Below are 25,850 nucleotides of genomic sequence, written 5' to 3'. Positions count from 1 at the left end.
AAGTCGCTGGCTTTGGCGTCACAAAAGTTCACTACCATCGAAGTATGTCAAAGCTCATGATGAGAACCATGGATCTGCGCGGGAAAACCATGTCCCGCGCCCAACTCCTCGCCGCCATGCCCCGAGCCGATATGGGTACCCGGGAGGCCAGCGCCCAGGTGCAGCCCATACTGGACCAGGTGCGTGAACATGGGGCGGCGGCCCTGCGCGACCTGGAGGAGAAGTTCGACCATGTGCGTCCTCATGATCTGAGGGTTCCGGCATCGGCCATGCAGGAGGCCCTGGAGCAGCTGGATCCCAAGGTCAGGGCAGCCATAGAGGAGTCCGTTACCCGCATCCGCAAGGTTTGCACCACACAGGTGCCCAAGCCCATGGCCACCGACCTGGCACCCGGTGCCAGGGTCAGCGAGCGGTGGATTCCGATCGAGCGCGTAGGCCTCTACGTGCCGGGAGGCAAGGCCCTGTATCCTTCCTCGGTCATCATGAACGCGGTGCCCGCCCAGATTGCCGGCGTCGATTCCCTGGCCGTGGCCACTCCGCCCGCATCCGACGACCCTCGGGGTCTGCCGGCGGCCATCATCCTGGCCACCTGCGCCATCCTGGGAGTGGACGAGGTCTATGCCGTGGGCGGCGCCCAGGCCGTGGCCATGTTCGCATACGGGGCCAGGGGATCCGAGCCCCAGGACGGGGAGATTCTCTGTGACCCGGTCGACAAGATCACGGGCCCTGGCAACATTTTTGTGGCGACAGCCAAGCAGATGGTCTCCGGCATGGTGGGAATTGACGCCGTGGCCGGACCCACGGAAATCGCCATTCTTGCCGACGGGCAGGCCAACCCCGACTGGGTGGCGGCAGACCTGATCGGACAGGCCGAGCATGACGAGCTGGCAGGCTCGGTGCTGATCACCGACAGCCCGGAACTGGCCAAGGGCGTTCAGGAGGCCCTGGGGCGCAGGGTGCCTCGGACCGAGCATGCCGACCGGGTGCGCACATCCCTGGGCGGCAATCAGTCGGGAATCATTCTGACCGACGGGATCGACCAGTCCATCGACGTGGCCAATGCCTATGCCGCCGAGCATCTTGAGGTTCAGACGGCCGATCCCGATGCCGTCATCGACCGGATTCGAAACGCTGGCGCCATCTTCCGCGGTCCTTACTCTCCTGTACCCCTGGGCGACTACATGTCCGGGTCAAACCACGTCCTGCCTACCGGCGGCACAGCCCGGTTCGACGTGGCCCTGGGCGTCCACACCTTCATGAAGCCTGTCGAAGTCATCGAATATGGCAAGGAAGGGCTTAAGCCCATCGCAGCCAAGATCAACGATTTCGCCGTATCCGAGGATCTGCCCGCCCATGGCGAGTGCATCCTGAGCCGGTTCCTGGACGACCCCTACGACAAGGCCGACCTGGAAGCCAACGAGGAGAAGGCCGGTTTGCTGTGAGTGCCATACCAGCAGATCTTCCGCTCCGTACCGACCTGGTGGGTGAAGAACCCTATGGCGCCCCCCAGCTGGATGTCCCGGTCTGCCTGAACGTCAATGAAAATCCCTACCCCCTGGACCAGGAGGTGGTCGATGCCATCTGCCAGCGTGTCCGCCAGGCGGCCCCCGGCCTCAACCGCTATCCGGACAGGGAACATGAGGACCTGCGGCGGGCTCTTGCTGTCTACCTGAAGAGGGAGTCTGGTACCTCGCTCCCACCCGAGTGGATCTGGGCGGCCAACGGATCCAATGAGATCATGCTCCAGCTCTTCCAGGCCTTCGGCGGGCCGGGTAGGATCGCCTTGGGCTGCGACCCCACCTATTCCATGTATCCCGAGTATGCCCGGGACACCTTCACCGACTGGGAGCTGGCCCACCGGTTGCCCGATTTCAGCCTGGACATGGATAAAACCATCCAGCGCATCAAGGAGCTGGGGCCCGCCATGGTCCTGGTGACCAGTCCCAACAATCCCACAGGGACGCCCCTGCCTATGAATCAGCTGACCAGGCTCCTGAAGGTCTGCTCTCAGGTCCCTGTGACGGGCGCGGACCCGTCCGCCCGGCCCATCGTGGTCGTGGATGAGGCCTACATCGAGTTTCGGGACCCGGGCACGCCCTCGGCGGTCAGCCTGATCGGTCAGTACGACCACCTGGCAGTCAGCAGGACCATGTCCAAGGCCTTCGCCTTCGCCGGCGCCAGGGTGGGTTACCTGGCTGCATCCCAGGGAATAGTAGACGCGGTCCGCATCGTCCGGCTGCCCTACCATCTGAGTGCCCTGACCCAGGCTGCGGCCCTGGCTGCCTTGGAGCACACGGACCTCCAACTGGCTCGGGTCGATAAGCTTCGCCAGACCCGTCGGGAAACCGCCGAGTGGCTGGCTGGGCAGAAGTTCCACGGCCGGCCCCTGACCGTGGTCCCCTCGGCCTCCAACTTCATCCTCTTCGGGACCTTCCCCGACCGGGATGCCGTCTTCGAGGCCATGAAGGATGAAGGGGTGCTGATCCGGGCCGTGGGTCCCCAAGGCTACCTGAGGGTCTGCATGGGCACGGACTCGGAGATGGAGCGATTCCGCCAAACCCTGGTCCATGTCCTCAAGCGGTTCTAGCAGGATGCAGACCAGCGGGACGGCTATGCTGGTGGTCTAGACGCTGCGCAGAAGACACAGTGCTTACTGGAGTGCGCGGCAGAAAGCGGAGGAGCAGCAATGGCAGGCAGAACAGCCACCATCACCCGCCAGACCAGTGAGTCCAAGGTGAGCCTGAGTCTGGATCTGGATGGCACCGGGGTGACCGACATCGACACCTCGGTGCCCTTCTATGACCATATGATGACGGCCCTGGGCAGGCATTCCCTGATTGACCTGACCATCAAGGCCAGCGGGGACACCCAGATCGACGTCCATCACACGGTCGAGGACGTGGCCATCGTCTTTGGCGAGGCCCTGGCCCAGGCCCTGGGGGACAAGCGGGGCATCAAGCGCTTCGCCGACGCCACCGTTCCCCTGGACGAGGCCCTGGCCAGAGCCGTGGTCGACATTTCGGGCAGGCCCTATGCGGTCTGCACCGGTGAGCCTGAGGGGTTCCAGTACGCCATGATCGGCGGGCACTTCACCGGTTCCTTGGTCAGGCACGTCATGGAGTCCATCGCCATGCATGCCGGCATCTGCCTGCACCTGACCCTCCTGTCGGGCAGGGATCCGCACCACATCGCCGAGGCTGAATTCAAGGCCCTGGCCCGGGCTCTGCGCTTCGCAGTGGAGCCTGATCCCAGGGTCAAGGGCATCCCCAGCACCAAGGGGTCGCTATGAGCGCTGATGAATACGACAACAATGACAGTAGGGATCAGGATCTGCCGGATTTCGGCCATCATCTGAGCGAGGAGGAGGTCGAGCGGGCCCTGGCCAGCTTTGAGGCCGAGTTCAATGAGGGCCAGGACCAAGCGGATCAGCTGTCTGAGCACTCCGGATCGAGCGTGGATGACGAGGCTGGGCTGAATTCCGAGCCCGCTGACCATTCGTCGGTGGAACCGGACGAGGCTGATGGCGTTGCGGCAGACTTCGATCAGGAGCTTGAAGGCCTGATCGGCAACAGGGCCAAGGCCGCAGTCATGGTGACTCGCCTGGCTTCGGCAGAGCTTCTGGCGGCCTTCTGCCAGATATCTGATATATCTGCCTATTGCATCCAGGCCCGTGAGGGTGCCGTGGCCGTCCTTAGAAATCTGGACGGGGACGGCCCTGAGGCAGCCATTCGCGATCTGACTACGGTCGTATCCGGGCTCAGTGCCATTCTGGCGGTCAACCGGGCCGACAAACTCGAAGTGACCCTTTGGATCAGTGGGCAGTCGGGGCAGACGCTTGCCCCGCCCATCCTCTTCGCCGCCACCGCCGACTTTGTGGAGGACCTGATGATCGGGACCACTACGGTGGACAGGCTGCGCCAGGATGGGGCCTTAATCTTCGACTCGGGGGAGTACAACCGCGAGAAGGCCATGGGCATCATCGCCTCGCATACCAGGTTCGGGGCCGGCGGATCGACTCGCGAGGGTCGTGTCGAGTAATCGAACAAGCAAACGGCTTGGCTAGGAGGAACATGACCAGGATACAGGTGCTTGACTATGGGTTCGGCAATGTCAGATCCATGGTGCATGCCCTCTCCCAGCTTGGGGTTGATGCGCGAATCAGCGCCGACCCGGACCTGGCCATGAAGGCCGACGGCCTGGTCATTCCCGGCGTGGGGGCCTACGGGGCCTGCATGGCGGGGTTGCGGGCTGTCGGCGGAGACCGCATCATCCTGGATCGCCTGGCCCAGGGCCTGCCGGTTCTTGGGGTCTGCATAGGTCTTCAGATCATGTTCCAGTTCGGGGACGAGGACGGTCGCAGCGAGCCCGGTCTGGGCCTGATCCCCGGGCGGGTGACCGAGCTGGATGCCGATGTGGTGCCCCATATGGGCTGGGACCATGTCCAGGCGCCTCAGGGAACACAACTGTTGGCAGGGGTCCAGGACCAACGCTTCTACTTCGTCCACTCCTATGCCGCCATGGCGGCGCAGGGAGATGACCGGGCCAGCGTGGCACAGCCCGATCTGTCCCTGCGGGTATCGGTGTTCAACCGAGAGGGTGAAACGCGGCCAGGGTCAGTCCAACCAGCATCTGACAAGACCTCACAGGGCACCTCCTTCGGTGAACCGCTGGTTACCTGGGCCACCTATGGACGCAGCAGGTTCGTGGCGGCCTATGAGTGCGGTCCCTTGAGCGCCACCCAGTTCCATCCTGAAAAGTCCGGCCAGGCCGGCGCACGGTTGCTGACCAATTGGGTGCGGACCCTTCCCGGGGCTTCCGGACGCCCCTGCGAGAAAGGTGAATGAGATGCTGACGCTCCTACCCGCTGTCGATGTCCGCGACGGAAAGGCGGTCCGCCTGAAGCAAGGGGTCTCCGGCTCCGAGAAAGTCTACGGGGAACCTGCCGATGCAGCCAAGGCCTGGGTCGACCAGGGTGCCGAGTGGCTCCACCTGGTCGATCTGGATGCGGCCTTCGGCACGGGCGACAACCGCGACAAGCTGGCCGCCCTGGTCAACGAGCTGGGGGATCGCGTCAAGGTGGAGCTCAGTGGCGGTATCCGCGACGACGCCAGTCTGGAGGCGGCCCTGGATGCCGGTGCCACCCGGGTCAACATCGGTACGGCGGCCCTGGAAAACCCGGAATGGACAAGCCGGGTCCTGAATCGCTACGGGCAGAGGGTTTGCGTGGGTCTGGATGTGCGCGGACACACCCTGGCCGCCCGGGGCTGGACCAGACAGGGCGGGGATCTTTTCGAGGCCATGGATCGGCTGGACCGGGACGGTTGCAGCCGGTATGTGGTCACCGATGTGACACGCGACGGGATGATGACCGGTCCCAACCTGAATCTGCTGGGACAGGTGGCTGCCCGGACTCCGGCCAGGGTGACCGCCTCGGGAGGTATATCCAGCCTGGATGACCTGAGCCGGATCCTGGATCTGGCCGATCGGGGCGTGGACAGCGCCATCCTGGGCAAGTCCCTCTATGAGGGGGCCTTCACCCTGGAGCAGGCGCTGGACCTGGTCTCGGGGCATTGTTAACGCTACAAGCAAGTCTGCGAAATATAGGAATGGGAGCATAAGCTCTATGGATAAGCAAGAGGAGTTCGCGCTGCGCACTGTCGAGGAGCGCGATGTCCGGTTCATTCGTCTCTGGTTCACCGACGTCTTGGGCACCCTGAAATCGGTGGCCATAGCGCCCACCGAGTTGGAGGTCGCCTTCGAGGAGGGGCTGGGCTTCGACGGCTCGGCCATCGAGGGCATGACCAGGGTCTCCGAGGACGATATGATCGTCAAGCCCGACCCGTCCACCTTCCAGATTCTTCCCTGGAGGGGCGGACCTCAGGGCACAGCACGGATCTTCTGCGACGTGCTCACCCCGGACGGCGAGCCCAGCAGCGGCGATCCCCGGCATGTGCTCAAGAGGGCCTTGGCCAAGGCCAAGGAGAAGGGCTTCATCTTCTATACCCATCCGGAGATCGAGTTCTATCTGTTTGAGAACCAGGACGACTGGTCCCAGGTCCCGACCCCCATCGACGAGGGCGGCTACTTCGACCACGTGCCCCGCAGCCCGGGGATGGACTTCCGCCGGGCCTGCGTCAACATGCTGGAGCAGATGGGCATCTCGGTGGAGTACTCCCACCACGAGGCCGGGCCTGGACAGAACGAGATCGACCTGCGCTATGCCGATGCCCTGACCACCTCCGACAACATCATGACCTTCCGGACCGTGGTCAAGGAGATCTCACTGGAGCGTGGAATCTATGCCAGCTTCATGCCCAAGCCCTTCACCGACCAGCCGGGATCGGGCATGCACACCCATCTGAGCCTGTTCGAAGGGGACACCAACGCCTTCTACGAGGTGGGCCAGGAGTTCAACATGTCCCAGACGGCCCGGCAGTTCGCCGCCGGCATACTGGCACATGCGGCCGAGATCTGCGCGGTGACCGACCAGTACGTCAACTCCTACAAGCGTCTCTGGGGTGGGGCCGAGGCGCCCAGCTACGTCTGCTGGGGGCACAACAACCGGTCCGCTCTTCTGCGCATACCCCAGTACAAGCCCGGTAAGGGCAACTCGGCCAGGATGGAGTTCCGCGGGCTGGATCCGGGGGCCAACCCCTACCTGGCCTACTCGGTGCTGCTGGCTGCGGGCCTGGACGGGATCGAGCAGAAGATGACCCTGGGCGAGCCCACCAGCGACGACGTCTGGGAGCTGACCGACGCCGAGCGGCAGGCCATGGGCATCGAGCCCCTGCCTGACAGCCTGGATGCGGCGCTCAAGGTCATGGAAAAGTCGGACTTCGTGGCCCAGGTGCTGGGCGAGCAGACCTTCGAGTACTTCCTGCGCAACAAGCACAGGGAGTGGGCCGGGTACAGTCGTCAGGTCACCCCCTACGAGCTGGCCTACTACCTGCCCAGGCTTTGAACCCGGGGCTTACTGGTCTGATCGGCCGAACCAGCTGTTGTAGATGATGACGAAGTTGCGGTTGCCATAGCTTGAGCAGCGATTGCCCTCGCCGTCGCCTGCCCGCAGCGCTGCCTCGTTGGGCTGGTAGGGCGTATAGATGTAGAGCAGGGCAGTGGCATCGTTCTCGATGTAGACCTTACCGCTGCCGCAGGAGGCATCGGGGCTGAAGCGAACATCGTTCAGGGCCTTGGTCTTGTAAGCGTACTGATCCCGGTGCGCCTGGTAGTAGCGGAATCGATGGGCGGCCCCGTAGACCTGGTTGAAGAAACCGGCGTAGCGGGCGTCGCAATCTGCACCATCAGGGCAGGAAAGGCCCATGGCGGACTTTAGCTGGACCTGGGTGGCGGGCTGGTCGGTGGCTACCAGATGCTGCTCCTTTTGCAGCATGGTCAGGAGGATTTTCTGACTTATCCCACAGGAGCGAGCGGCCCCGTCAATGATCTGGGCCGCGCTCTGCCCCTTGCCGCCCTTGTAGGCATCACATAGATCGTCACCGGGGCGGTCGGGGACGTCCATCCGCAGGTTGCGCAGACAAGTGGATCCGTTGCAGGACGCCCCCTTCTGGTCCAAGAAGGCCTGAACATCGTCGGCGTTCATGTCCACGGTGTCATGGAAGCGGTGATCGGTGATGATCCTGCCTGGATTGAAGACATACTCCTGGGAGAGCTGCTCCTGGTAGCGGATGACGCGGCCGACCATCAGCCGGTATGAGACGAAGCGGACGGCCAGGATGCACAGGGCGACCACCAGGACTATGGCCATCAGGGCGGCCCCCAGGGTCTGCGCGCGGCGAAGGGTCATCCGTTCGCGTTTGTTGCCGCCCCTGCGTCTTCGTCCCGATGGACTTGTGCTCATGGTTTTCCTTCCAGCGCCTTCCTGATTCTTTGCAGGCTGACAGGGATGGCCGTCCCCAGCTCCTGGGCCCAGATGGAGACGAAGTACTCCTCCATCATCCAACGTCCCCTTTGTGCCCGGTCCATGGCCTGGTCTCGTCCGGGACCGGCGGGCAGAGCCAGGGCCGTCTTGGCCGCCTGGTCCACCAGATCCTGGGCGGTCTGCGCCTGCCATGCCCATCGTACGTCACGGTCCTTGTCCCTGCGGGCCTTGTTCAGCCGCATCAGGTCCGCCTTCAGATATGTGCGCAGGCGGGGGAGGGCATACGGCGGGTCGGCGCCGATGAAGCCCTTGGCCACAAGATTGGCCGAATGCTGGCGTATCCACTGCAGAACCGAGAGCAGGGGAAGATCGGCCGGGCCAGACACGGCCTTGTCCACCTGGGCCGAAGTCTCCAGAATAGCGACAACATCCTTGGCCACCTGATACACGGTGTCCTCGTAGACCTGGCTGACGCCGGCTACAGCCTCCTGCAGGGTCCGGTCGTCGGTGATGGCTTCGGTGTGGGGGATCAGGCGCTTTACAGTGGCCATCTGCAGGTCCTCGGCCAGGGCGGAGGTGTCCGGGTAGGGGGCTGAGGCCAGCATCAGGGCCTCTCGGCTGAGCCAACGCGAGGAGATCCTCTGGGCAGGCAGATGGAGCTTGTCCAAGGCAGCCTGCCAGATCAGTTCCTCGCGCGGTTTGGTGGTGGCGCCGGACTGATGGAGCAGGTCGGCGCTTTTGACCACCTGGCCCTGTCGGGCGGCCTTGCTGGCCTGCGAGTCCACCCGGGACCGGGCCGACTGCCGGGCCTGTCCGGCCAGGTCGCGCTGCAGGTCGGTCAGGGACTTGGACCGGCCCAGGACCTTGGGGTGGCTCCGGCCCTTGTGGCCACTGCCGTGGCCCTGGCGTCGATCCTCCTCCACCTGGAAGGTGGGCCTCAGGTAGTCGGGCAGCCGTTCCAGCCTGGCCTGGGTGAAGACTTCCGGGTGCAGTTGGGCTCCGACCGTGTCTATGGCTGCGGCGGTGAAGGCCTGCTCGAAGTCCGGCCAGCCCCCGGCGGGAATGGCTCCGGCATTGCTGCCATCTTCGTCCGCAGGCCGGTCCGCTGACCCGTAGGTGGCCCGGTCCGCCGACGCAGGGTCGGCGCCGGGCAGCAGGGGATAGTGGCCGTCTATCCAAGCGCGGATTGTCCGGGCGGCGTCAGGGGCGGGGACGAACTGGACCCTCAGTGCCTTGGGCAGGGACTTGATGGTGGCTGTGATCAGGTCGTCCAGGAGGCCCGGCACGGTCCAGCTGAACTGCCCAGGTGTCAGCTGGTTCAGGCAGTGCAGTGGGATGTGGACCGTGATGCCGTCGTCTGGCTCTCCCGGCTGATAACGATAGGTCAGGGGCAGATCCATGGGCCGTCCGTCGATGCCCAGGGTGTGCCAGTGGTCGGGGTAGTCCCCGGGTCGGTAGGAGGCGGACTGGTCGTTCAGACGCTCCACCTTGTCGGGGTCGAAGTCCAGCAGATGTGGGTCCGCATCGTGGTGCTTCCGCCACCAAGAGCCCAGCGCGGCCAGGGATGTGGCTTCCTGGGGAATGCGCTCCTGGTAGAAATCGTAGAGGTCCTCCTCGGTGACGGTGCCAGTAATCTGGCGGGTCCTGCTGGTCCGCTCGCCGGCCTCGCTGAGCACCTGCCGGTTGGCCTGGATGAAGCCGTCATGCGGGAAGCGCTCGCGCACCTCGCCCTGGACCAGGCCCTGGCGTATCAGCATGTCCCGGGCCTGGGCGGGGTTGATCCGGGCCCACTGGACCGTCCTGTCGCGCACGATGGGCAGGCCGTAGAGCAGGACCTTGGAGGTTGCCACCGCGGCACCACGGGAGGCCGACCAGTGAGGTTCGGCATAAGTGGTTCTGGTCAGGGATTTGGCCAGGGGTTCGGCCCAGGCGGGGTCGATGGCTGCGCAGCAGCGAGCCCAGAGCCGGGAGGTTTCCACCAGCTCGGCGGCCATGATCCAGGGCGGATTGGACTTGGAGAGCGCAGAGCCGGGGAAGATGGCGAAGTGCGTGCCACGCGCCCCCTGGTAGTCGTTCTTGGCCTGCCGGCGCGCCCGCTTCATGGCCTTGGCCCGTGCCGCGCCATGCAGGCCGGCGAAATCGGAGGCCTTGGGTTCGTGGACCACCTGCATTCCCAGACTGGAGAGCAGGCCGGCCAGCATGGACCGGTGGATGCCTTGATCGTCCCAGGAGCAGACCAGGGCTTGGGCCGCCTGCTGCCCAATAGGCAAGGCCAGCAGAGCCTGATCCGGTCCCTTGACGGGGACAGGGGAGCCCACCTTCATGTGTAGGCCCCGACACATCTGAGCCAGCTGCCGGTAGAGGTCATGCCACTGTCGCATACGCAGGAAGCCCATGTACTCCTGTTTGCAGGCCTTGCGCAGGGCACTGTTGGAGGGCTCCTTGTCCTGCGGGAAGAAGCGGTTCCAGATGTTCAGGGCCGTCAGGAAGTCGCTGGAGGGGTCCTCGTAACGGGCATGTATTCGATCGGCCTCCTCGCGTTTCTCCTCCGGGCGCTCGCGAGGGTCCTGCAGGGAGAGGAAGGCCACGACCACCAGAACGGCGGCCAGGGTGTCCGGGGTGGCATCCTGACCGGCCTGCAGAATCATTCTGCCCAGACGGATGTCGATGGGGATTCTGGCCAGCCGTCGTCCCAGATTGGTCAGCCGGATGAGGCCCTGCTGGCGGGAGATGGCCTGCAGCTCGGTCAGCTCCCGCAGGCCGTCGCTGACTGCACGTGTGTCGGGCGGATCGATGAAGCCGAAGTCAGTGACGTCCTCGGCCGTATGGGCCACGCCCACCGAGAGCATGTGCAGGATGACCGAACCCAGGGAGGTGCGCAGGATCTCCGGGTCGGTGAACTTGGGACGGGTGTCATAGTCGTCTTTCGCATAGAGGCGGATGGCGATGCCGTCGGCCACACGTCCGCAACGGCCCGCACGCTGATCGGCCGAGGCCTGGGATATGGGCTCGATGGGCAGGCGCTGGACCTTGGCCGACTTGGAGTAGCGGCTGATCCTGGCCAGTCCCGGGTCCACCACGTAACGGATACCTGGAACCGTCAGGGAGGTTTCGGCCACGTTGGTGGCGATGACGATGCGCTGATGCCCGTGGCGTTCGAAGACCCGGTGCTGCTCCTTGGCCGACAGGCGGGCGAAGAGCGGGATGATCTCCAGGGCGTCCGCGCGGCGCATGTCGGAGGTTCGCGGGCCGAAGTGGCGGCGCAGGGCGGTCTCGTACTCGCGGATGTCGCGCTCGCCGGCAGCGAAGACCAGGATGTCCCTGGGGCCGTCCACATGGGTGGAATGGATGACCAGCTCGGCGCAGGCCCGGGCCACTGCCTTGGGGATGTCCGGATCCTCTCTGTCCTGTCCATCCTCGGAGTCGAACCCGGGGACGTGCCGCATCAGGGCCGGTGCCGATCCGGCGGGCTCGTAGAGGGTCTGGACCGGATAGGTACGGCCGGAGACCTCCAGCACGGGCACCTGGGTGTGCAGGGCCTTGGCGAAGTGGTCGCGGAACTTGACCGAATCGATGGTGGCCGAGGTGATGATCAGTTTCAGATCGGGCCGTCTGGGCAGCAAGGCGGTCAGATACCCCAGCAGAAAGTCGATGTTCAGGCTGCGCTCGTGGGCCTCGTCGATGATGATGGTGTCGTAGGCCCGCAGCTGGGGATCGCCCTGAATCTGTGCCAGAAGGATCCCGTCGGTGACCACCCGCAGGCGGGTGCTTCGGCTGGACTTGTCGGTGAAACGCACCTGGTAGCCGATCTGATCACCCAATCGGGTGCCCGTCTCCGAGGCGATGCGTTCGGCCACGGTTCTGGCGGCGATCCTCCTGGGCTGGGTATGCACGATCTGATGGCCGTGGTCGCCCCGGCCCATCTCCAAAAGGATCTTGGGAATCTGGGTGGTCTTGCCCGAGCCGGTCTGGCCTGAGACGATGACCACCTGGGAGGACTGCACGGCATGGACGATGTCCTCCTTGGCCGCGCTGATGGGGAGCTCGGCGGGATAATCGAACCTCATGCCCGGCCCACCTCGATGATCCGGTAGCCCTTGGCCGAGGCATACTTCTCTGCCGTCCAGCCGGAGCCAAGAGCCTCAGCCAGCCAGGGAATCAAGGAGTCAGCGCCCAGGTTGCGCTGGACCACCAGGTAGGCCCGGCCCTGGGACTTCAACCTGGGCAAGTAGGTCATCAGCAGGTCGTGCAGTGCCGACTTGCCTACCCGGATGGGCGGATTTGACCAGATCAGGTCATAGCGCAGATCGTCCGGCACCTGCTCCGGGGCCAGCGTGCGCACCCTGTCAAGGCCCTGGGATTTGGCGTTCCGGGCAGTCAGATCCAGGGCCCGCAGGTTGGTATCCACAGCGTAGACGTTGGCCTTGGGCGATTGCATGGCCATGCTCAGGGCGATGGGACCCCATCCGCAGCCCAGGTCCAGAAAGTCGCCTTCTGCCGGTGGCTGGGGAACACGTTTGAGCAGGACCGATGTGCCCAGATCAAGCCTGCCCGATGAGAAAACCCCGTGGGAGACCTCCACCTGGCAGGTGCGGCCGGCCAGTTCGACCTGGATGGTCCGCCGGTGGTCGGGGGAGGCCGGACGGGCTACAAAGTACTGTTCGCCTCCGTCCATCCCGGTCCTGGAGGATTGCCCCCGGCTGCTGCCATGGTCCCTGTGCGTCATGTCCATCCCGTCCGTCTTTGAAGTCTGCCCGTCCCTCGGGCACCCGCTGATGTCTGCTAAGAAGATGATAATAAAGACTGTGTCATGATTCCGCCTATACCGGATTCGTTCCCCAGTCCATAGATCAATGCAGAGGTGCCTTTGACCCAAGAACAACCAACTCAAGAGCATGGTTCAGCAGTTGACGATGCCCATCAGGACCCGCTCTCTCACAAGTCCGAGGTACTGACCGGCAGTCAAGGGCGGGCCGGGCAGGACCAGGAGTGGGAGGAGCGCAGCCGGCGCAATGCCTTCCGCCATGTCGAGGGGCTGGGTGAGCTCCAGGACGTGACCGAGGTGGAGTACCGCAAGGTCCGTCTGGAGCGGGTGGTCCTGGTTGGTGTCTGGTCGGGTTCGAGGACCACGGTCGGCCAGGCCGAGGAGTCCCTGCGAGAGCTGGCCGCCCTGGCACGGACCGCCGGGGCTGAGGTCTTGGATGGGCTGCTTCAACAACGGGTCAAGCCGGATCCAGCCACCTACCTGGGTTCGGGCAAGGCGCAGGAGCTGGCAGATGTCGTGGCCCGGCTGGGCGCCGACACCATCATTACCGATGACGACCTGCATCCCTCCCAGCGACGTGCGCTTGAGGATGTCACCAAGGTCAAGGTGGTCGACAGGACGGCCCTGATTCTGGACATCTTCGCCCAACACGCCACCAGCCGCGAGGGCAAGGCACAGGTGGAGCTGGCCCAACTGGAGTACATGCTGCCCAGGCTGCGCGGCTGGGGCGGGTCGCTCTCCCGACAGGCTGGTGGTCAGGCTGCAGGACAGGCTGGCGGCATAGGCTCCCGCGGCCCGGGTGAGACCAAGATCGAGACCGACCGTCGGGTCATCAGGCGGCGGATTTCCCGGCTGAAGCGCCAGATAGCCCAGATGGCTCCCTCGCGCCAGGTCAAGCGTGGGTCCCGGCGGCGCTACCAGCTCCCGGCCGTGGCCGTGGTGGGGTACACCAACGCCGGCAAGTCCTCGCTGACCAACCGGCTGACCGGATCCGAAGAATTGGTGGAGAACGCCCTCTTCGCGACCCTGGACACGGCGGTCAGGCGGACCAAGGCGGCAGATGGTCGGCTCTACGTCTATGTGGACACGGTCGGGTTCGTCCGCCGCCTGCCCACTCAGCTGGTGGAGGCCTTCAAATCCACCCTGGAGGAGGTGGGGCAGTCCGATCTGATTCTCCATGTGGTGGATGGCTCCCACCCCGATCCCTTCGGGCAGATCAGGGCTGTGGACGCCGTGCTGGCAGACATCCCCGGCGCCGAGTCCATTCCCCGCCTGCTGGTCTTCAACAAGGTGGATCTGATCGATAAGAATGCCCGGCAGCGGCTTGCCAACCTTGAGCCTGAAGCCTTCCTGGTTTCGGCCAAGCAGGGTCAGGGTTTGGAGTCCCTGCGCAAGCGGGTGGAGGAGCTGCTGCCCGCTCCCGCCGTGCATGTCCAGGCCATACTGCCCTACACCAGTGGCTCCCTGCTGGAGCAGGTACGGCAGATGGGACGGGTGGAGTCATTGGAATATCGGGCCGACGGGGTTGCGCTGAGCGCTGATGTGGACGACCGGCTGGCGGCCGCCGTGCTTGACCAGGCCATTGACCAGAAGCCCTTGCAGGCTTCAGCGGGTGACACGCCATCGGCCGGGCTGAACTCTTAAGGGCAGATGCGCACCAGGTCACCTATGCTGGGTAGACTACGTATGTTGTCAGCGGCAAACCCGTTTCGCGGGTTCCGATAAGAGAGGTCCATAGAATATGGCGGAATCATCAATCAAGCCAACCAAGCTAGCAATCGTGGGAGCTGGAGCCGTGGGGTCGACTCTGGCCTTTTCGGCGGCCCAGCGCGGCGTGGCTCGAGAGATCGTTCTTGAGGATATCAACGCCCAGCGTGTTGAGGCCGAGGTCCGCGACATGCAGCACGGATCCAGCTTCTATCCCACGGTCACCATCGATGGCTCGGACGATCCGCAGATCTGCGCCGACGCCGACATGGTGGTCATCACGGCCGGAGCCAGGCAGAAGCCGGGGCAGACTCGGCTTGACCTGGCCGGTGCCACCATCAACATGATGAAGTCCATCATCCCGCAGATGGTCGAGGTGGCCCCCAATGCCATCTTCCTGCTGATTACCAACCCCGTCGACATCGTCACCCGAGTCTCCCTGGAGCTGTCCGGACTGCCGGTCAACCAGATGTTCGGTTCGGGCACCAACCTGGACTCCGCCCGTCTGCGCTACCTGATCGGCCAGCAGACCGGAGTCAATGTCAAGAACGTCCATGCATACATCGCCGGCGAGCACGGGGACTCCGAGGTCCCGCTCTGGAGCTCGGCCACCATCGGCGGCGTGCCCATGTGCGACTGGATGGAGCTGCCCGGCCATGAGCCCCTGGACGCGGCCAAGCGCGAGGAGATACACCAGGAGGTGAAGAACGCTGCCTATCAGATCATCGAGGGCAAGGGGGCGACCAACTTCGCCATCGCCATGTCCGGCGTGGACATCATCGAGTCCATCCTGAACGGCACCGACCGGATCCTGCCGGTCAGCTCCCTCCTGGAGGACTTCCATGGCATCTCCGACGTGTGCATGTCGGTGCCCAGCGTGCTCAACCGCGAGGGGGTCAACACCCACATCAACACCCCGCTGAGCGACGGCGAGCTGGCTGCTCTGAAGCGTTCCGCCGAGACCTTGAAAGAGACGGCAAGCAAGTTCGGCTTCTGAGTATTTCACGGAAAACCCTTGCCTCGCAGCCCCCGGTGACATACCTTGGTGACTGATGAATCGGGGTATGCATGAGCGCTCATGAAAGTGGTATCCAGGGTGGCGGATCCGCCCATCGTCGACAGTTGCTGACGACTTTGGCTCTGACGGGGTCGGTCTTCGTGGCCGAAGTCGTTGGCGCCTTGGTCACCCGCAGCCTGGCCCTGCTGGTCGATGCCGGGCACATGATGACCGACATGGCTGTACTAATCGCCTCCACGGTCACTGCGGTGTTGATGGAGCGCCGCCCCACAAACCGGCGAACCTGGGGCTGGTCCCGTCTGGAGGTCATCACGGCGGCAGGCGGGGCTCTGGTACTGCTGGCTATAGGCATCTACGCCATTGTGAAAGCAGTCATGCGGCTCTGGTCGCCCGGACGGGACCAAGTCCATCAGCAGGGGCTGCTGCTCTTCTTCGGCATCTTGGGCCTGGCTGCCAATGTTGGGTCCATCCTGGTCCTGGCCTCCGGCCATAAGGACAACCTGAACATGCGTGCCGCTTTTCTCGAAGTGGTCAATGACGCATTGGGATCGGTGGCGGTCCTGGTATCAGCCGTGGTCATGATGGTCACAGGCTGGGCCGGGTTCGATGCCGTGGCGGGAGGCCTGATTGCCCTGCTGATGATTCCCCGCGCGATCAAACTGCTGGCCAGCAGCATCTCTGTACTTCTTGAGGAGACACCGGCGGACCTCGACATGGCCAAGGTCAGGAAGCATCTGGAGGGTGTGCCCGGCGTACTTGAGGTTCATGACCTGCATGCCAACAGCGTCTCCACTGGTCTGCCGCAGCTGACGGCACACGTGATTGTGCGTCAGAGCACCTCGGCCGTCGAAAACGAACGAATTCTGACCAGCATGCAAAGCTGTCTGCGCGATCATTTCCCTATCTCGGTCGAACACACGACCTTTCAGATAGAACCGCAGGGGCACCGGGACAGCAGCGGCGAGCATTTGGACATGTAGCCTTCAGACTTTGCGCAGGACGGTGACCACCTTGCCCATGATGACGGCGTGGGTGCCATCAATGGGGGAGTAGGCAGGGTTGTGCGGAATCAGCCAAACGTGACCGTCCTCGCGGCGGAAGGTCTTTACCGTGGCCCCATCGTCCAGCAGGGCCGCGACGATATCTCCGTTCTCAGCCTCCTGCTGGCGGCGGACGACCACAAAGTCCCCGTCGCAGATGGCGGCATCGACCATGGAATCCCCATGTACCTCGAGCATGAAGAGCTCGCCGGATCCAGTCAGACGCTCGGGCAGGCGCATGACATCGTCCACATGCTGTTCTGCCAGAATGGGTTGACCGGCGGCGATTCTGCCCACCAGTGGCACGTCGCGGGACTGCATGATGGCCTCGTCGGTCTGTACGTCAGGGAAGGGCACAATCCTGGCGGTTCCCGCAGTCGGCTCAGGCTGGTCCTGGACCAGCTCTATGGCGCGTCCTTTGTTGGCAGTCAGACGAATATAGCCCAGATCCTGCAGGACCTGAAGCTGGTGCTTGACGGAAGAAGTGCTGCGCAGTCCCGCGTCTCTGCCGATCTCCCTGTAGGAGGGCAGAAATCCGCGCTCTGATAGGTGTCGCTTGATAGCCTCCAACACCCTGGCCTGGCGATCGGTCAGCCTGGGCCTGGAGCCATGATTCGGGCTCTCAGTGCCGGCGGAGTTTTCCCTCGCTTTGTACTTGGCTGAGGTTGAGGCGGTTTCCTGCGAGTCGGCTTTATCAGCGACAGTGGACTGGTTAAGGGAGCTCGTGGCCGTGGACCCTGTAAAGGGGATGGTACTCACGATAGGCTCCTTTCCTGGGAAACTGAACCCAGTCTAACCTGCCTGAAGTGAAAAATCAAACAAATGTTCGAATCAGCCTTGCCAAATGACCATCGCGGTGTCAGAATGAGAACATCTGTTCGATAGAACAAATGTTCGAAAGAGGTGTGCGATGGTTGTTCCTACCTATGCCAGTTCCCGCATGTCTGCGCCGTTGAACCTGTTTTCGACCTGCCTGGCGTCTGTGAGCTCTGTGTTCTCGTCCTTCACGGCCCGTCTTCGTGGAGCTGTCAAGGCCTGTCCGCCCAATCAGGGTTTTCTGGGTGTCATCGTGCGCAGATTCGGGGTTTTCCTAGCCGTCGGCGCTCTGACCCTGTCTGGGTTCGGATGGATGGCTCGGCCGGCCAGTTCCGCTCCGGGGCCGCAGGAGGTCATCACAAGAACAGTTCGTCCGGGCGACAATGTCTGGTCCTATGCGGCCTCAATCACCCCGCAAGGGGAGGATGTCGCTAAAAACGTAGATCGTATCATGCAGATCAATAACATGTCCTCTCCCAATCTGCGCGTTGGCGACCGAATTCTGATTCCCGGCGACGATTGATGCAGCGACTTTCGATCCGGGGGAGGGGATTAAAGACGGGGCTTCGATGACTTGTCGTCTGGATGCAGGTACTAGCGGAATTCAAGGAGTTTGTCCAGGGTTATACGCTAATAGGCCCGGTATACGTGGGTCTTGAGGTTCTTTGGCGCTATGATATTGAATATGCACTGTCCTTTCTGCCAGAATCCCGATACCAAGGTTGTGGATACGCGAATCAGCGACGACGGCCATGCCATCAGACGCCGCCGTGAGTGCCCGCAATGCTCGCGTCGGTTCACCACGGTGGAGACCTCAATTCTCCTGGTCATGAAACGCTCAGGCAATGCCGAACCCTTCAACCGCGACAAGGTCATCTCTGGCGTGAGGAAGGCCTGCCAGGGCAGGCCCATCGATGAGAATGACCTGAAGCTCCTAGGCCAGCAGGTTGAAGAGGATCTGCGTTCACGCGGTCTGGCTCAAGTTGATTCGGAAGAGGTCGGCAGGGCCATCCTGAAACCCCTCAGGGAATTGGACGAGGTGGCATATCTGCGCTTCGCCTCGGTCTACCGCAACTTCAGCAACCTGGAGGACTTCCAGCAGGCCATCGACACCCTGCGCGCCGAAGACCAGTCGGCTGAAGAGCAGTCTGCTACTGCACAGTCCTGAAGTCAGCTATTCCGGCATCGGTCATTCTGACTGCAACAGAACCACACTGCAACAGGCAAGCGAGCTCCGTCAATGCGTGACGGGGCTGGCCTGTAACCGGCTTAGAACGAATTGAATGGGGGTTCCAGGCACGATACAGGCCAGGCATCCAGGCAGGTCATCCCAGGTCCAGCAGCCTCTGATCCTCGGAAGTCTGGGCGATGACCAGCTCCTGGGTCGGTCGCGTCATGGCCACATAGAGGTCGGCCGCCGCGCTCAGCCTGGAGGGGGCTTCATCCTGAATGGCCCCAGGCTCAACCAGAACCACGGCGTCGAACTCCAGGCCCTTGGTGTGACCGGTGGTTGTGACTGTGATCTGATGCTCCTGAGCCTCATCAATATGCAGCCGCGAGCTGACCTCGGCTTCCAGAGCGCCGGGAACGATGATGGCCAGGCGTCCGGTACCGTCTTTGCCCAGATGACGTTCCGCCAATTTGCTCACCAAGTCGGGCAGTTGGTCCAGCAGGCTGGCCCGATCCTCTGCCCTTAGGTGGCTGACCGATCCTTCCACCTCGCGCACGGCCTTGAGTGTTGAAACCTCAAGACCCTCGGAGGCTGCGAAGGATGAGGCTAGGTTGGATACCTGACGAGGGTTGCGATAGTCGATGGTCAGCTGCCGCAGGTCCCACCCGTCCGGGCCGAAAAGCTTATCCATGGTGGAGGCCCAGGATCGGGTGCCGCCCAGGGCCGCTGTCTGGGCTACGTCCCCGACAATGGTAAAGGAACGGGAGGGGCAGCGCCGGACCAGCATCCTCCAGTCCATGGCCGTCAGTTCCTGGGCCTCATCGACCACGATGTGCCCGTAGACCCATTCGCGGTCGGCGGCCGCCTGGGCAGCTGCCTGGGTATCGTCCTGGCCGTTGATGGAATCCAGCAGCATCTGCGAGGTCACGATGCCCGTTCCGATGCCGTTCTGAGCCAGGGTGTCGCTGGCGAACCGGCGTTCCTCATCGCGGCGGGCCTTTTCAGCCTGGTCTCGATCCGCCTGACGGGGGTCGGGGCCCAGCAGTTCCATGGCCTCGTCCAGGATGGGGATGTCGGATACGGTCAGTTCGGCGCCGTCCTGCCGGGTCAGCAGGTCAATCTGTTCAGGGGTCAGCCAGGGGGCGAACCGGCGCAGACGGTCCGGCCTGGACCAGAGGTCGTTGACCAGCCAGCGGGGGTTCATGGGCAGCCAGGCCAGGTTGAGTGTCCTCCGCACCTGGTCGTTCAGCCGCAGCAGGGAGGTGACACGGGCTAGTTCCTCAGCTCCGGGCTCGTAATCCACTCCCTCGGCGTAACGGGCGGTCATGGCGTTCAGGGCCGAGCGCACGAAGGTGTTCCTGGCCTTGTTGTGGGGCTGGTGGCTGCGGCGGGCATCGACCAGGGCCTGTTCCAGGTCGACTGCCAGCATGGGGACGGCAACCCCATCCACCTTGACCGTGGGCAGGGAGGCAGGCACCCGCTCCCTGGCGGCGACGGCGTTGGCTACGGCCTCGGCCATGCGGATGTCCCCCTTGAGCCGGGCTATGTGCGGGTCCTCCCGGCGTTCGGTGCTGATGCCGGGGATGAGGTCCCCCATGGTGCGGCTGAGCACTCCGGTCTCGCCCAGGGAGGGCAGGACCTGGTCGATGTAGTGCAGGAAGGCGTTGCTGGGCCCGACGATCAGCACGCCTGCACTCTCCAGTCGGCGCCGATGGGTGTAGAGCAGATAGGCCGCACGGTGCAGGGCCACGGCCGTCTTGCCGGTGCCTGGACCGCCCTGGACCACCAACGGGCGGGTCATGGGGGATCGGATGATTCGGTCCTGTTCGGCCTGGATGGTGGCCACGATGTCGGTCATCTGGCCGGTCCGGCGGCTGGACAGGGACGCCATGAGCGCGCCCTCGCCGGCCAGTGTGCCGCCCTGGGCCGCCTTGTCCACCTCGGGGGCCGACAGGTCCAGAACCTCATCCTCGATGCCGGTGACCTGGCGAAAGTTGAGGGTGATGTGCCGACGCATGACGATGTCGCCGTGATCCGCCGGCGTGGCCTCGTAGAAGGGGCGTGCGGCCTCGGCCCGCCAGTCGGTCAGGATGGGCTCGTGGTTGCTGTCAAGCAGGCCCAGTCGTCCTATGTATCGTCGGCCGCCCTGGGCCGTATCCAGCCGGCCGAAGACCAGACGGTCCTCCACAGCCCGCAGTTGGGTGAGCCGGTCCTCATACATGTTGGCGAAGGAATCCCGCTCAGTGCGCTGGGTGGGGGATCCGTGGGAGCCGGCGGCCCGGACTGCGTCCAGTCTGGTTCTGGCCTGCGTCCGCAGCTCGTCCAGACGGCCGTAGGCCCTGTCCACCGCCGCCTGCTCTTCATGCAGCTGTGAGGAATAGCTCGACATGTGTGTCCGTTCTGTCCAATGTTCAAAAATCGGATGATCCAATATACCGCTCGACCTCTACTTTTCCGGCCTTGCAGACACTTGGTCGCGCCTTCTTTGCCGGGTGGCGAAACGCCGAGGCGGACCTTTTGCCGAGGCGAATGGTTGAGTTTGGGCCTGTAGTGGTGTCATGGTGGTGAGTAATGGGGATAAGTGGGGTAAAGTGGGGAGCGTTGCGCAGGGGACGCTACCCGATGGGGTCGTCCCACAGTTACCAAACTGGCATTGGAGGTGGGGCATGGCCGATACATACGACGCAGATGCCGCCCCGCCTTCCCTGCCGCCCATGCTTCTGGGCACTTATACGCCCAAGATGGATTCCAAGGGCCGCCTGGCTCTGCCGGCCAAGTTCCGCGCCCAGCTGGGTCAGGGCCTGGTCATGGCCCGCGGCCAGGAGCGCTGCGTCAGCCTGCTGCCCACCGAGGAATTTCGGCGGATGGCCGTGCGCATCCAACACACCTCCATGGGTGACAAGTCAGCCAGGGACTACCTGAGGGTATTTCTGTCCGGCGCCGTCGACCAGGTTCCAGACAAGCAGGGGCGCATCCTGGTTCCGCCTATGCTCCGCTCCTATGCACGGCTGACCGGCCCTGTCGTGGTCATCGGCGTGGGCACCCGTGCTGAGATATGGGATCAGGATTCCTGGTCCGCCTACCTGGATAGCAAGGAGCAGGGTTACGCCGATATTGCCGACGATGTTCTTCCGGCGGTGGATTGCTGATGGAGGCCCTCATGGAATATCGCAATCCACCCGATCAGGAGGCCGTGGACAGGGGCATGGTCCATCGTCCCGTCCTGCTGGAACGCTGCCTTGCGCTGGCCCGGCCCGCCTTGGGGCACCCTGGGGCCGTGGCTGTGGATTGCACGCTGGGCCTGGCCGGTCACGCCACCGCCTTCCTCAAGTCCTGCCCTGAGGCCCGTCTTATTGGCATCGACAGGGATCGCCAGGCCCTTGATCTGGCCGTTGGTCGGATGCGAGACGAGGGTCTGGCCGACCGCTTCACACCGGTACATGCCCCCTTTGACCAGCTGGATCAGCAGCTGGATGTGCTGGGTGTAGGCCAGGTTGATCTGGTCTTCATGGATTTGGGGCTGTCCTCCTTGCAGATCGACCAGCGCGACAGGGGGTTCACCTACCGGCAGGACGCTCCGTTGGACATGCGCATGGACACCAGCCAGGAGCTGACGGCCGCACAGGTCCTGGCCGAGTATGACCAGGATCAGTTGGCCCACATCTTTTCCCGGTACGGGGAGGAACGCTATGCAGGACGCATCGCTCGGGCCATCGTTGAGGCCAGGCAGCAGCAGCCGCTGACCACCTCGGCCCAGCTGGACCGTCTGGTCGACAGGGTTGTGCCGCGTGGCCATCGTCCCCCCGGCAATCCGGCCAAGAGGGTCTTCCAGGCCCTGCGCATCGAGGTCAACGGTGAGCTGGACCGTCTCAGGCGCACCCTGCCCCAGGCCGTTCTTCGCTTGGCCCAGGGGGGGCGTCTGGTTGTGGAGTCCTATCACTCCCTGGAGGATCGCATGGTCAAGCGCTTCATGGCGCCTGGGCTGCACGTGGACCTGCCGTCGGGTATGCCGGTGGTACCCGATCAGGCCCGCCCCTATCTGTCGGACCTGACTCATGGGGCCATCAAAGCCGACCCGGCCGAGCGGGAGCGCAACCCCAGGTCCGCCTCAGTGCGCCTGCGGGCCGTGGAGAAGACAGGAGCCATCCCTGAGGAGCGTCGTCGTCGGCTTCAGGCCGAGGCGCATGGTGAGAGTTCAGATGGTCGCCACCGCCATGTCGGCCATGGTCCGGAATCGAGGCGCCGGTCATGACCATGCCAGCACGTTCAGTCCGTTCCAAGGCCACTCCGGGCAAGGGACATCCTCGCATCCAGGAGATGCCCACCAGGCCTGAGCTGAGTCTGATCAAGGGCACGGGCAAGGCAGGCAAGGCGCGCCGGCCGGAACGAGGCCCAGTGGCTGAGGGGGCCCAGCGTCTGATCGGCTGGACGCGGACCCGCGGCAATCCTCTGCTACGGATCATGACCTCCGTGGTTTTTCTTGCCGCCTGCATGTTCGGCTCCCTGATGCTGCGCACCCAGATGGTCCAGGATTCCTTCGAGGCCACCCGAATCCAGCGTGAGATCAGCAACCTCAACCAGGACGTCCAGGACGACCAGAACAAGCTCGACCAGCTCCAGGCCTCTCTGCCGGACAAGGCCCAGCAGTTGGGCATGCAGCCCCAGCAGGGTCTGAACTCCATCGATCTGCAGGGCTATAAGCCACCTGAGAACGCCCAGGACAAGGCGGTGCATCCATGAGCGGGAAGGGAGCCAAGCGCTCCTGGCGCCTGTCCTTCTGCAAGCGTTCGTTGTCCGTTGGCCTGATCCTGGTCCTGGTGGCCGCGCTGGCCCTGGGCAAATTGGCCTATATCCAGCTCTTCGACGGAAGGTCCATGGCCCAGGCCGCTGCGGCGGGTCGCACCGTGCCGCACACCATCAAGGCCCAGCGCGGCCGCATCCTGGATGTCAATGGCCGGGTGCTGGCCCAGAGCCTGGAGCGGTACAACATCATCGGCGACCCCGAGGCGGCCGCTTCCTTCATACCTGTCAACTGCACCAAGCGCACAGGCAGCGACTGCCACAGCATCAAGGGCCACCCGGTGGGCGCCGACGGTGCTGCCGGCGTGGCCCGCCTCCTGGCGCCGGCCCTGGGGATGAACGCCATGGAGCTGGGAGGCAAGCTCAGCGTCCCTGGCAGATATGTGGTCCTGGCCAAAGGGGTGACTCCCGAGGTCAAGCGCGCTATCGACAAGCTGGGGCTGCAGGGGATCATCACGGCCGAACTGAGCAGTGAACGCACCTATCCGCACGCGGATCTGATGGGGGCCCTGATCGGGGGCATCGACGACAGCGGTAAGGGCGTGGCCGGGATCGAGCAGATGGAGAACAAGCGGCTGACCGGCACTGACGGCTATACGGTCTATCAGCAGGGAATGCTGGGCCAGGAGATTCCAGGAACCATGACCCGTCAGCGCAATCCGGTCAACGGCAAGGACGTCACCCTGACCATTGACCAGGACGTGCTCTGGTACGTCCGTCAGGCCCTCAAGTCAGGTTGCCAGCGCTATCAGGCGGACTGGGGCCTGGCTGTGGTTCAGGACACCCGCACCAACGAGATCGTGGCCCTGGCCGACACCGATGATTACCAGGCTGGTAGCGACCAGGCCAAGGTCAACTCCTCAAGGGCGGTGGCGGAGACCTTCGAGCCCGGCTCCATAGGCAAGACCATCTCTGCCGCAGGCATGCTCCAGGAGCAGCTCCACGCCATGAGCGACCGCTTCACCGTGCCCGACCATATCACCGTGGACAACCAGCAGTACAAGGACGCCTTCTACCACCCCGCCGAGCACTGGACTCTTGCCGGCATTCTGCAGAACTCCTCCAATGTGGGCATGATCATGGCCGCGGATCAGTACTCTGATCAGAAGCGTTACGAGTATCTGACCCGCTTCGGCATCGGCCAGGCCTCGGCCCTGGGTCTGCCAGGGGAGTCCAAGGGCCTGCTGACCACGCCTCAGACCTGGGACCGGCGCACCCGCAACACGGTTCTGTTCGGACAGGGCTACGCCACCAACGCTGTCCAGCTGACCAATGCCGTCGCCACCCTGGCTAACAAGGGAGTCCGTTCCGACCAGACAATCATCCGCGGCCAAGGCGCCGTCAAGGCCAATCAGGTCAGGGTCGTGGACGAAAAGGTGGCGACTGCGGTCATGAACGGCATGGAGTCGGTGGCCGAGAAGTACCAGAACACAGCCAAGGTGGAAGGCTATCGGGTGGCTTCCAAGACCGGAACCGCCGAGGTGGCCGACAGCTCGGGCAACCTGAGCGGCATCATCAGCGACTGGGTGGGCATCCTGCCCGCCGACGACCCCCATTTTGTGGTCACTGTGGCGCTGAAGAACCCCCACAGCAGCGATGGCGTTTTCGGCAGTATGACCGCCGGACCCATCTTTGCCCAGATCGGTGAATTCCTTATGCAGAAATACCAGGTCCCCGCTTCGCCGCCGAGGACCGATGCTATCCCGGTAACATGGTGATACCGGCAGGCATCATGGCGTTCCCGGACGAAGGAGAGATTGCAGCATGAGTGCGCTGAGTGAATCAATCTCCCGACGGTTGACCCTGGGTCAGCTCAAGGGGCGCTACGGGTTGACCCTGGTCCCTGACTTCGCTGAGCCAGTCACGGTGACCTCATTGGTGGACGACCTGCCCTCAGTGCGCCCCGGCAGCCTGTACGTGCCTGCAGACCAGCAGGTGGACCAGGGCATGATCGAGGAGGCCGAGCGCCGTGGGGCCTATGCAGCCCTGCTGCCGACTTCGGCTCGCCAAGAGGTGGGACGAGCCCGCATACCCCTGCTCTTCGGCACCATGCACCCCTGGCAGATGGGCCAGTTGCTGGCCAACGCCGCCGGTGATCCTTCTGGAGCCCTGGCTGTTTTCGCCTTGGTCGGTTCCCAGGTGCAGGACCAGGTGGATCTCCTGGCCGACTTCCTGCACGTGCTGGGCAATCCCGTCGGCATTCTCAGTGCCAAGGGCTCGTATTCGCTGGATCGCCGGTTGGACCTCGAATATCCCCTGAGCATGTTCGATGTGCAGCGCAGTCTGTCCATTACGCTGGAGGACGGGGCGGCCGCTGTAGTCATCTCCGTGGATGAACAGACCCTGGCCAAGGATGCCCTGCAGGCGGTGGACCTGGATGTGGTGGCCCTGGGCGCCCAGGAGGGCTCTACCCGCGATATGCGACACTTGCGGCTGATTTCCAAGGCCCGCCGATATGGGTTCAACCTGGGCGGGCATACCATCGTGGCCCGGCGCAACGAGGAATCAGACGGACTGGCCCGCCAGTCCCTGCCCGCAGACGCAGAAAGCGACGATCTGTCCCTGTGCATCGCCATGACCATGGCCGCCGGCGTCAAACGCAACAACATCAGGAGCGCCCTGCGCGTCTCCCGTGAAATGTCCTGAGAGGTGAG

The 25,850-nt window shown here is 63.9% G+C and carries 22 protein-coding genes; 17 read left to right on the top strand and 5 right to left on the bottom strand.

Annotated elements, in window-relative coordinates; genetic code table 11:
* Window positions 1–44 precede the first annotated feature (44 nt).
* From hisD to glnA, 7 genes are all read left to right on the top strand, one after another.
* Window positions 45–1,442 carry a histidinol dehydrogenase gene (gene hisD / locus ACUIAF_RS03845; RefSeq protein WP_110416952.1) on the top strand — a complete coding sequence of 466 codons (1,398 nt, stop codon included), beginning with the start codon at window positions 45–47 and terminating at the stop codon, window positions 1,440–1,442.
* Window positions 1,439–2,587: a histidinol-phosphate transaminase gene (locus ACUIAF_RS03840; RefSeq protein ID WP_445339070.1), complete on the top strand. Its 1,149-nt coding sequence runs from the start codon at window positions 1,439–1,441 to the stop codon at window positions 2,585–2,587. Before hisD ends, ACUIAF_RS03840 begins: the two co-directional genes overlap by 4 nt.
* 99 nt (window positions 2,588–2,686) lie before the next feature.
* Entirely contained in the window at window positions 2,687–3,289 is a 603-nt protein-coding gene (gene hisB, locus ACUIAF_RS03835) for an imidazoleglycerol-phosphate dehydratase HisB (RefSeq protein ID WP_110416954.1), read from the top strand.
* Complete coding sequence (locus ACUIAF_RS03830; RefSeq protein WP_445339069.1) at window positions 3,286–4,038, top strand: hypothetical protein; 753 nt, start codon at window positions 3,286–3,288, stop codon at window positions 4,036–4,038. The genes hisB and ACUIAF_RS03830 overlap by 4 nt, the downstream gene beginning before the upstream one ends.
* A gap of 32 nt (window positions 4,039–4,070) precedes the next feature.
* Entirely contained in the window at window positions 4,071–4,844 is a 774-nt protein-coding gene (gene hisH, locus ACUIAF_RS03825) for an imidazole glycerol phosphate synthase subunit HisH (RefSeq protein ID WP_015021545.1), read from the top strand.
* 1 nt (window position 4,845) lies between these two features.
* Complete coding sequence (priA, locus tag ACUIAF_RS03820; RefSeq protein WP_445339068.1) at window positions 4,846–5,577, top strand: bifunctional 1-(5-phosphoribosyl)-5-((5-phosphoribosylamino)methylideneamino)imidazole-4-carboxamide isomerase/phosphoribosylanthranilate isomerase PriA; 732 nt, start codon at window positions 4,846–4,848, stop codon at window positions 5,575–5,577.
* A 46-nt stretch (window positions 5,578–5,623) separates the two neighbouring features.
* Entirely contained in the window at window positions 5,624–6,961 is a 1,338-nt protein-coding gene (glnA, locus tag ACUIAF_RS03815) for a type I glutamate--ammonia ligase (protein ID WP_015021547.1), read from the top strand.
* A 9-nt stretch (window positions 6,962–6,970) separates the two neighbouring features.
* Here glnA and ACUIAF_RS03810 read toward each other — a convergent pair whose 3' ends face one another.
* The 3 genes from ACUIAF_RS03810 to ACUIAF_RS03800 are packed head-to-tail and all read right to left on the bottom strand — an operon-like array spanning window position 6,971 to window position 12,554.
* Window positions 6,971–7,858 carry a hemagglutinin gene (locus ACUIAF_RS03810; RefSeq protein ID WP_110416958.1) on the bottom strand — a complete coding sequence of 296 codons (888 nt, stop codon included), beginning with the start codon at window positions 7,856–7,858 and terminating at the stop codon, window positions 6,971–6,973.
* Window positions 7,855–11,946 (bottom strand): ATP-dependent RNA helicase HrpA, encoded by a 4,092-nt coding sequence (gene hrpA / locus ACUIAF_RS03805; RefSeq protein WP_445339067.1) that lies wholly within the window; start codon window positions 11,944–11,946, stop codon window positions 7,855–7,857. The genes ACUIAF_RS03810 and hrpA overlap by 4 nt, the downstream gene beginning before the upstream one ends.
* A complete protein-coding gene (locus ACUIAF_RS03800; protein ID WP_445339157.1) occupies window positions 11,943–12,554 on the bottom strand; it encodes a class I SAM-dependent methyltransferase in 612 nt (203 codons plus the stop codon). The genes hrpA and ACUIAF_RS03800 overlap by 4 nt, the downstream gene beginning before the upstream one ends.
* 276 nt (window positions 12,555–12,830) lie before the next feature.
* Between ACUIAF_RS03800 and hflX the strand changes: the two genes are divergently transcribed.
* The 3 genes from hflX to ACUIAF_RS03785 all read left to right on the top strand — a co-directional run bounded on the left by hflX (window position 12,831) and on the right by ACUIAF_RS03785 (window position 16,349).
* Complete coding sequence (gene hflX, locus ACUIAF_RS03795; protein WP_445339156.1) at window positions 12,831–14,288, top strand: GTPase HflX; 1,458 nt, start codon at window positions 12,831–12,833, stop codon at window positions 14,286–14,288.
* Between the two features lie 97 nt (window positions 14,289–14,385).
* On the top strand, window positions 14,386–15,348 hold the full coding sequence (locus ACUIAF_RS03790; protein WP_046322674.1) for an L-lactate dehydrogenase: 963 nt from the start codon (window positions 14,386–14,388) through the stop codon (window positions 15,346–15,348).
* A gap of 71 nt (window positions 15,349–15,419) precedes the next feature.
* Window positions 15,420–16,349, top strand: coding sequence for a cation diffusion facilitator family transporter (locus tag ACUIAF_RS03785; RefSeq protein WP_445339066.1), 930 nt, complete (start codon window positions 15,420–15,422; stop codon window positions 16,347–16,349).
* A 3-nt stretch (window positions 16,350–16,352) separates the two neighbouring features.
* Here ACUIAF_RS03785 and lexA read toward each other — a convergent pair whose 3' ends face one another.
* The gene (gene lexA / locus ACUIAF_RS03780) at window positions 16,353–17,168 is read right to left on the bottom strand and encodes a transcriptional repressor LexA (protein WP_415873471.1); all 816 of its coding nucleotides are present in this window, start codon (window positions 17,166–17,168) and stop codon (window positions 16,353–16,355) included.
* 223 nt (window positions 17,169–17,391) lie between these two features.
* Here lexA and ACUIAF_RS03775 point away from each other — a divergent pair, with 223 nt between their 5' ends.
* Window positions 17,392–17,748 (top strand): LysM peptidoglycan-binding domain-containing protein, encoded by a 357-nt coding sequence (locus tag ACUIAF_RS03775; RefSeq protein ID WP_160246207.1) that lies wholly within the window; start codon window positions 17,392–17,394, stop codon window positions 17,746–17,748.
* Between the two features lie 162 nt (window positions 17,749–17,910).
* Complete coding sequence (gene nrdR / locus ACUIAF_RS03770; protein ID WP_044090887.1) at window positions 17,911–18,393, top strand: transcriptional regulator NrdR; 483 nt, start codon at window positions 17,911–17,913, stop codon at window positions 18,391–18,393.
* Window positions 18,394–18,550: 157 nt separating this feature from the next.
* Here nrdR and ACUIAF_RS03765 read toward each other — a convergent pair whose 3' ends face one another.
* A complete protein-coding gene (locus ACUIAF_RS03765) occupies window positions 18,551–20,785 on the bottom strand; it encodes a HelD family protein (protein ID WP_445339065.1) in 2,235 nt (744 codons plus the stop codon).
* Between the two features lie 277 nt (window positions 20,786–21,062).
* Here ACUIAF_RS03765 and mraZ point away from each other — a divergent pair, with 277 nt between their 5' ends.
* From mraZ to ACUIAF_RS03740, 5 genes are read left to right on the top strand one after another with little or no spacing between them, the layout of a single operon-like run.
* Complete coding sequence (gene mraZ, locus ACUIAF_RS03760; RefSeq protein ID WP_110416964.1) at window positions 21,063–21,545, top strand: division/cell wall cluster transcriptional repressor MraZ; 483 nt, start codon at window positions 21,063–21,065, stop codon at window positions 21,543–21,545.
* A gap of 11 nt (window positions 21,546–21,556) precedes the next feature.
* Window positions 21,557–22,648 carry a 16S rRNA (cytosine(1402)-N(4))-methyltransferase RsmH gene (gene rsmH / locus ACUIAF_RS03755; RefSeq protein ID WP_445339064.1) on the top strand — a complete coding sequence of 364 codons (1,092 nt, stop codon included), beginning with the start codon at window positions 21,557–21,559 and terminating at the stop codon, window positions 22,646–22,648.
* Complete coding sequence (locus ACUIAF_RS03750) at window positions 22,645–23,136, top strand: hypothetical protein (RefSeq protein ID WP_445339063.1); 492 nt, start codon at window positions 22,645–22,647, stop codon at window positions 23,134–23,136. The genes rsmH and ACUIAF_RS03750 overlap by 4 nt, the downstream gene beginning before the upstream one ends.
* Window positions 23,133–24,914 carry a peptidoglycan D,D-transpeptidase FtsI family protein gene (locus tag ACUIAF_RS03745; RefSeq protein WP_445339062.1) on the top strand — a complete coding sequence of 594 codons (1,782 nt, stop codon included), beginning with the start codon at window positions 23,133–23,135 and terminating at the stop codon, window positions 24,912–24,914. Before ACUIAF_RS03750 ends, ACUIAF_RS03745 begins: the two co-directional genes overlap by 4 nt.
* Before the next feature lie 46 nt (window positions 24,915–24,960).
* Window positions 24,961–25,842: a hypothetical protein gene (locus ACUIAF_RS03740; RefSeq protein ID WP_046322684.1), complete on the top strand. Its 882-nt coding sequence runs from the start codon at window positions 24,961–24,963 to the stop codon at window positions 25,840–25,842.
* Window positions 25,843–25,850: the final 8 nt, after the last annotated feature.

This window comes from Bifidobacterium sp. ESL0822, from assembly GCF_052606675.1.
Note: the sequence above shows the minus strand (reverse complement) of the source record. Positions and strands in the feature narration are given on the sequence as shown.

Coding starts and splice junctions, on each gene's coding strand:
- hisB (WP_110416954.1), top strand. CDS start 2,687: ATGGCAGGCAGAACAGCCACCATCACCCGCCAGACCAGTGAGTCCAAG.
- ACUIAF_RS03765 (WP_445339065.1), bottom strand. CDS start 20,785: ATGTCGAGCTATTCCTCACAGCTGCATGAAGAGCAGGCGGCGGTGGAC.
- hrpA (WP_445339067.1), bottom strand. CDS start 11,946: ATGAGGTTCGATTATCCCGCCGAGCTCCCCATCAGCGCGGCCAAGGAG.
- ACUIAF_RS03740 (WP_046322684.1), top strand. CDS start 24,961: ATGAGTGCGCTGAGTGAATCAATCTCCCGACGGTTGACCCTGGGTCAG.
- nrdR (WP_044090887.1), top strand. CDS start 17,911: ATGCACTGTCCTTTCTGCCAGAATCCCGATACCAAGGTTGTGGATACG.
- ACUIAF_RS03785 (WP_445339066.1), top strand. CDS start 15,420: ATGAGCGCTCATGAAAGTGGTATCCAGGGTGGCGGATCCGCCCATCGT.
- ACUIAF_RS03790 (WP_046322674.1), top strand. CDS start 14,386: ATGGCGGAATCATCAATCAAGCCAACCAAGCTAGCAATCGTGGGAGCT.
- priA (WP_445339068.1), top strand. CDS start 4,846: ATGCTGACGCTCCTACCCGCTGTCGATGTCCGCGACGGAAAGGCGGTC.
- ACUIAF_RS03830 (WP_445339069.1), top strand. CDS start 3,286: ATGAGCGCTGATGAATACGACAACAATGACAGTAGGGATCAGGATCTG.
- ACUIAF_RS03745 (WP_445339062.1), top strand. CDS start 23,133: ATGAGCGGGAAGGGAGCCAAGCGCTCCTGGCGCCTGTCCTTCTGCAAG.
- hisD (WP_110416952.1), top strand. CDS start 45: ATGTCAAAGCTCATGATGAGAACCATGGATCTGCGCGGGAAAACCATG.
- ACUIAF_RS03800 (WP_445339157.1), bottom strand. CDS start 12,554: ATGGACGGAGGCGAACAGTACTTTGTAGCCCGTCCGGCCTCCCCCGAC.
- rsmH (WP_445339064.1), top strand. CDS start 21,557: ATGGAATATCGCAATCCACCCGATCAGGAGGCCGTGGACAGGGGCATG.
- mraZ (WP_110416964.1), top strand. CDS start 21,063: ATGGCCGATACATACGACGCAGATGCCGCCCCGCCTTCCCTGCCGCCC.
- glnA (WP_015021547.1), top strand. CDS start 5,624: ATGGATAAGCAAGAGGAGTTCGCGCTGCGCACTGTCGAGGAGCGCGAT.
- ACUIAF_RS03750 (WP_445339063.1), top strand. CDS start 22,645: ATGACCATGCCAGCACGTTCAGTCCGTTCCAAGGCCACTCCGGGCAAG.
- ACUIAF_RS03810 (WP_110416958.1), bottom strand. CDS start 7,858: ATGAGCACAAGTCCATCGGGACGAAGACGCAGGGGCGGCAACAAACGC.
- hisH (WP_015021545.1), top strand. CDS start 4,071: ATGACCAGGATACAGGTGCTTGACTATGGGTTCGGCAATGTCAGATCC.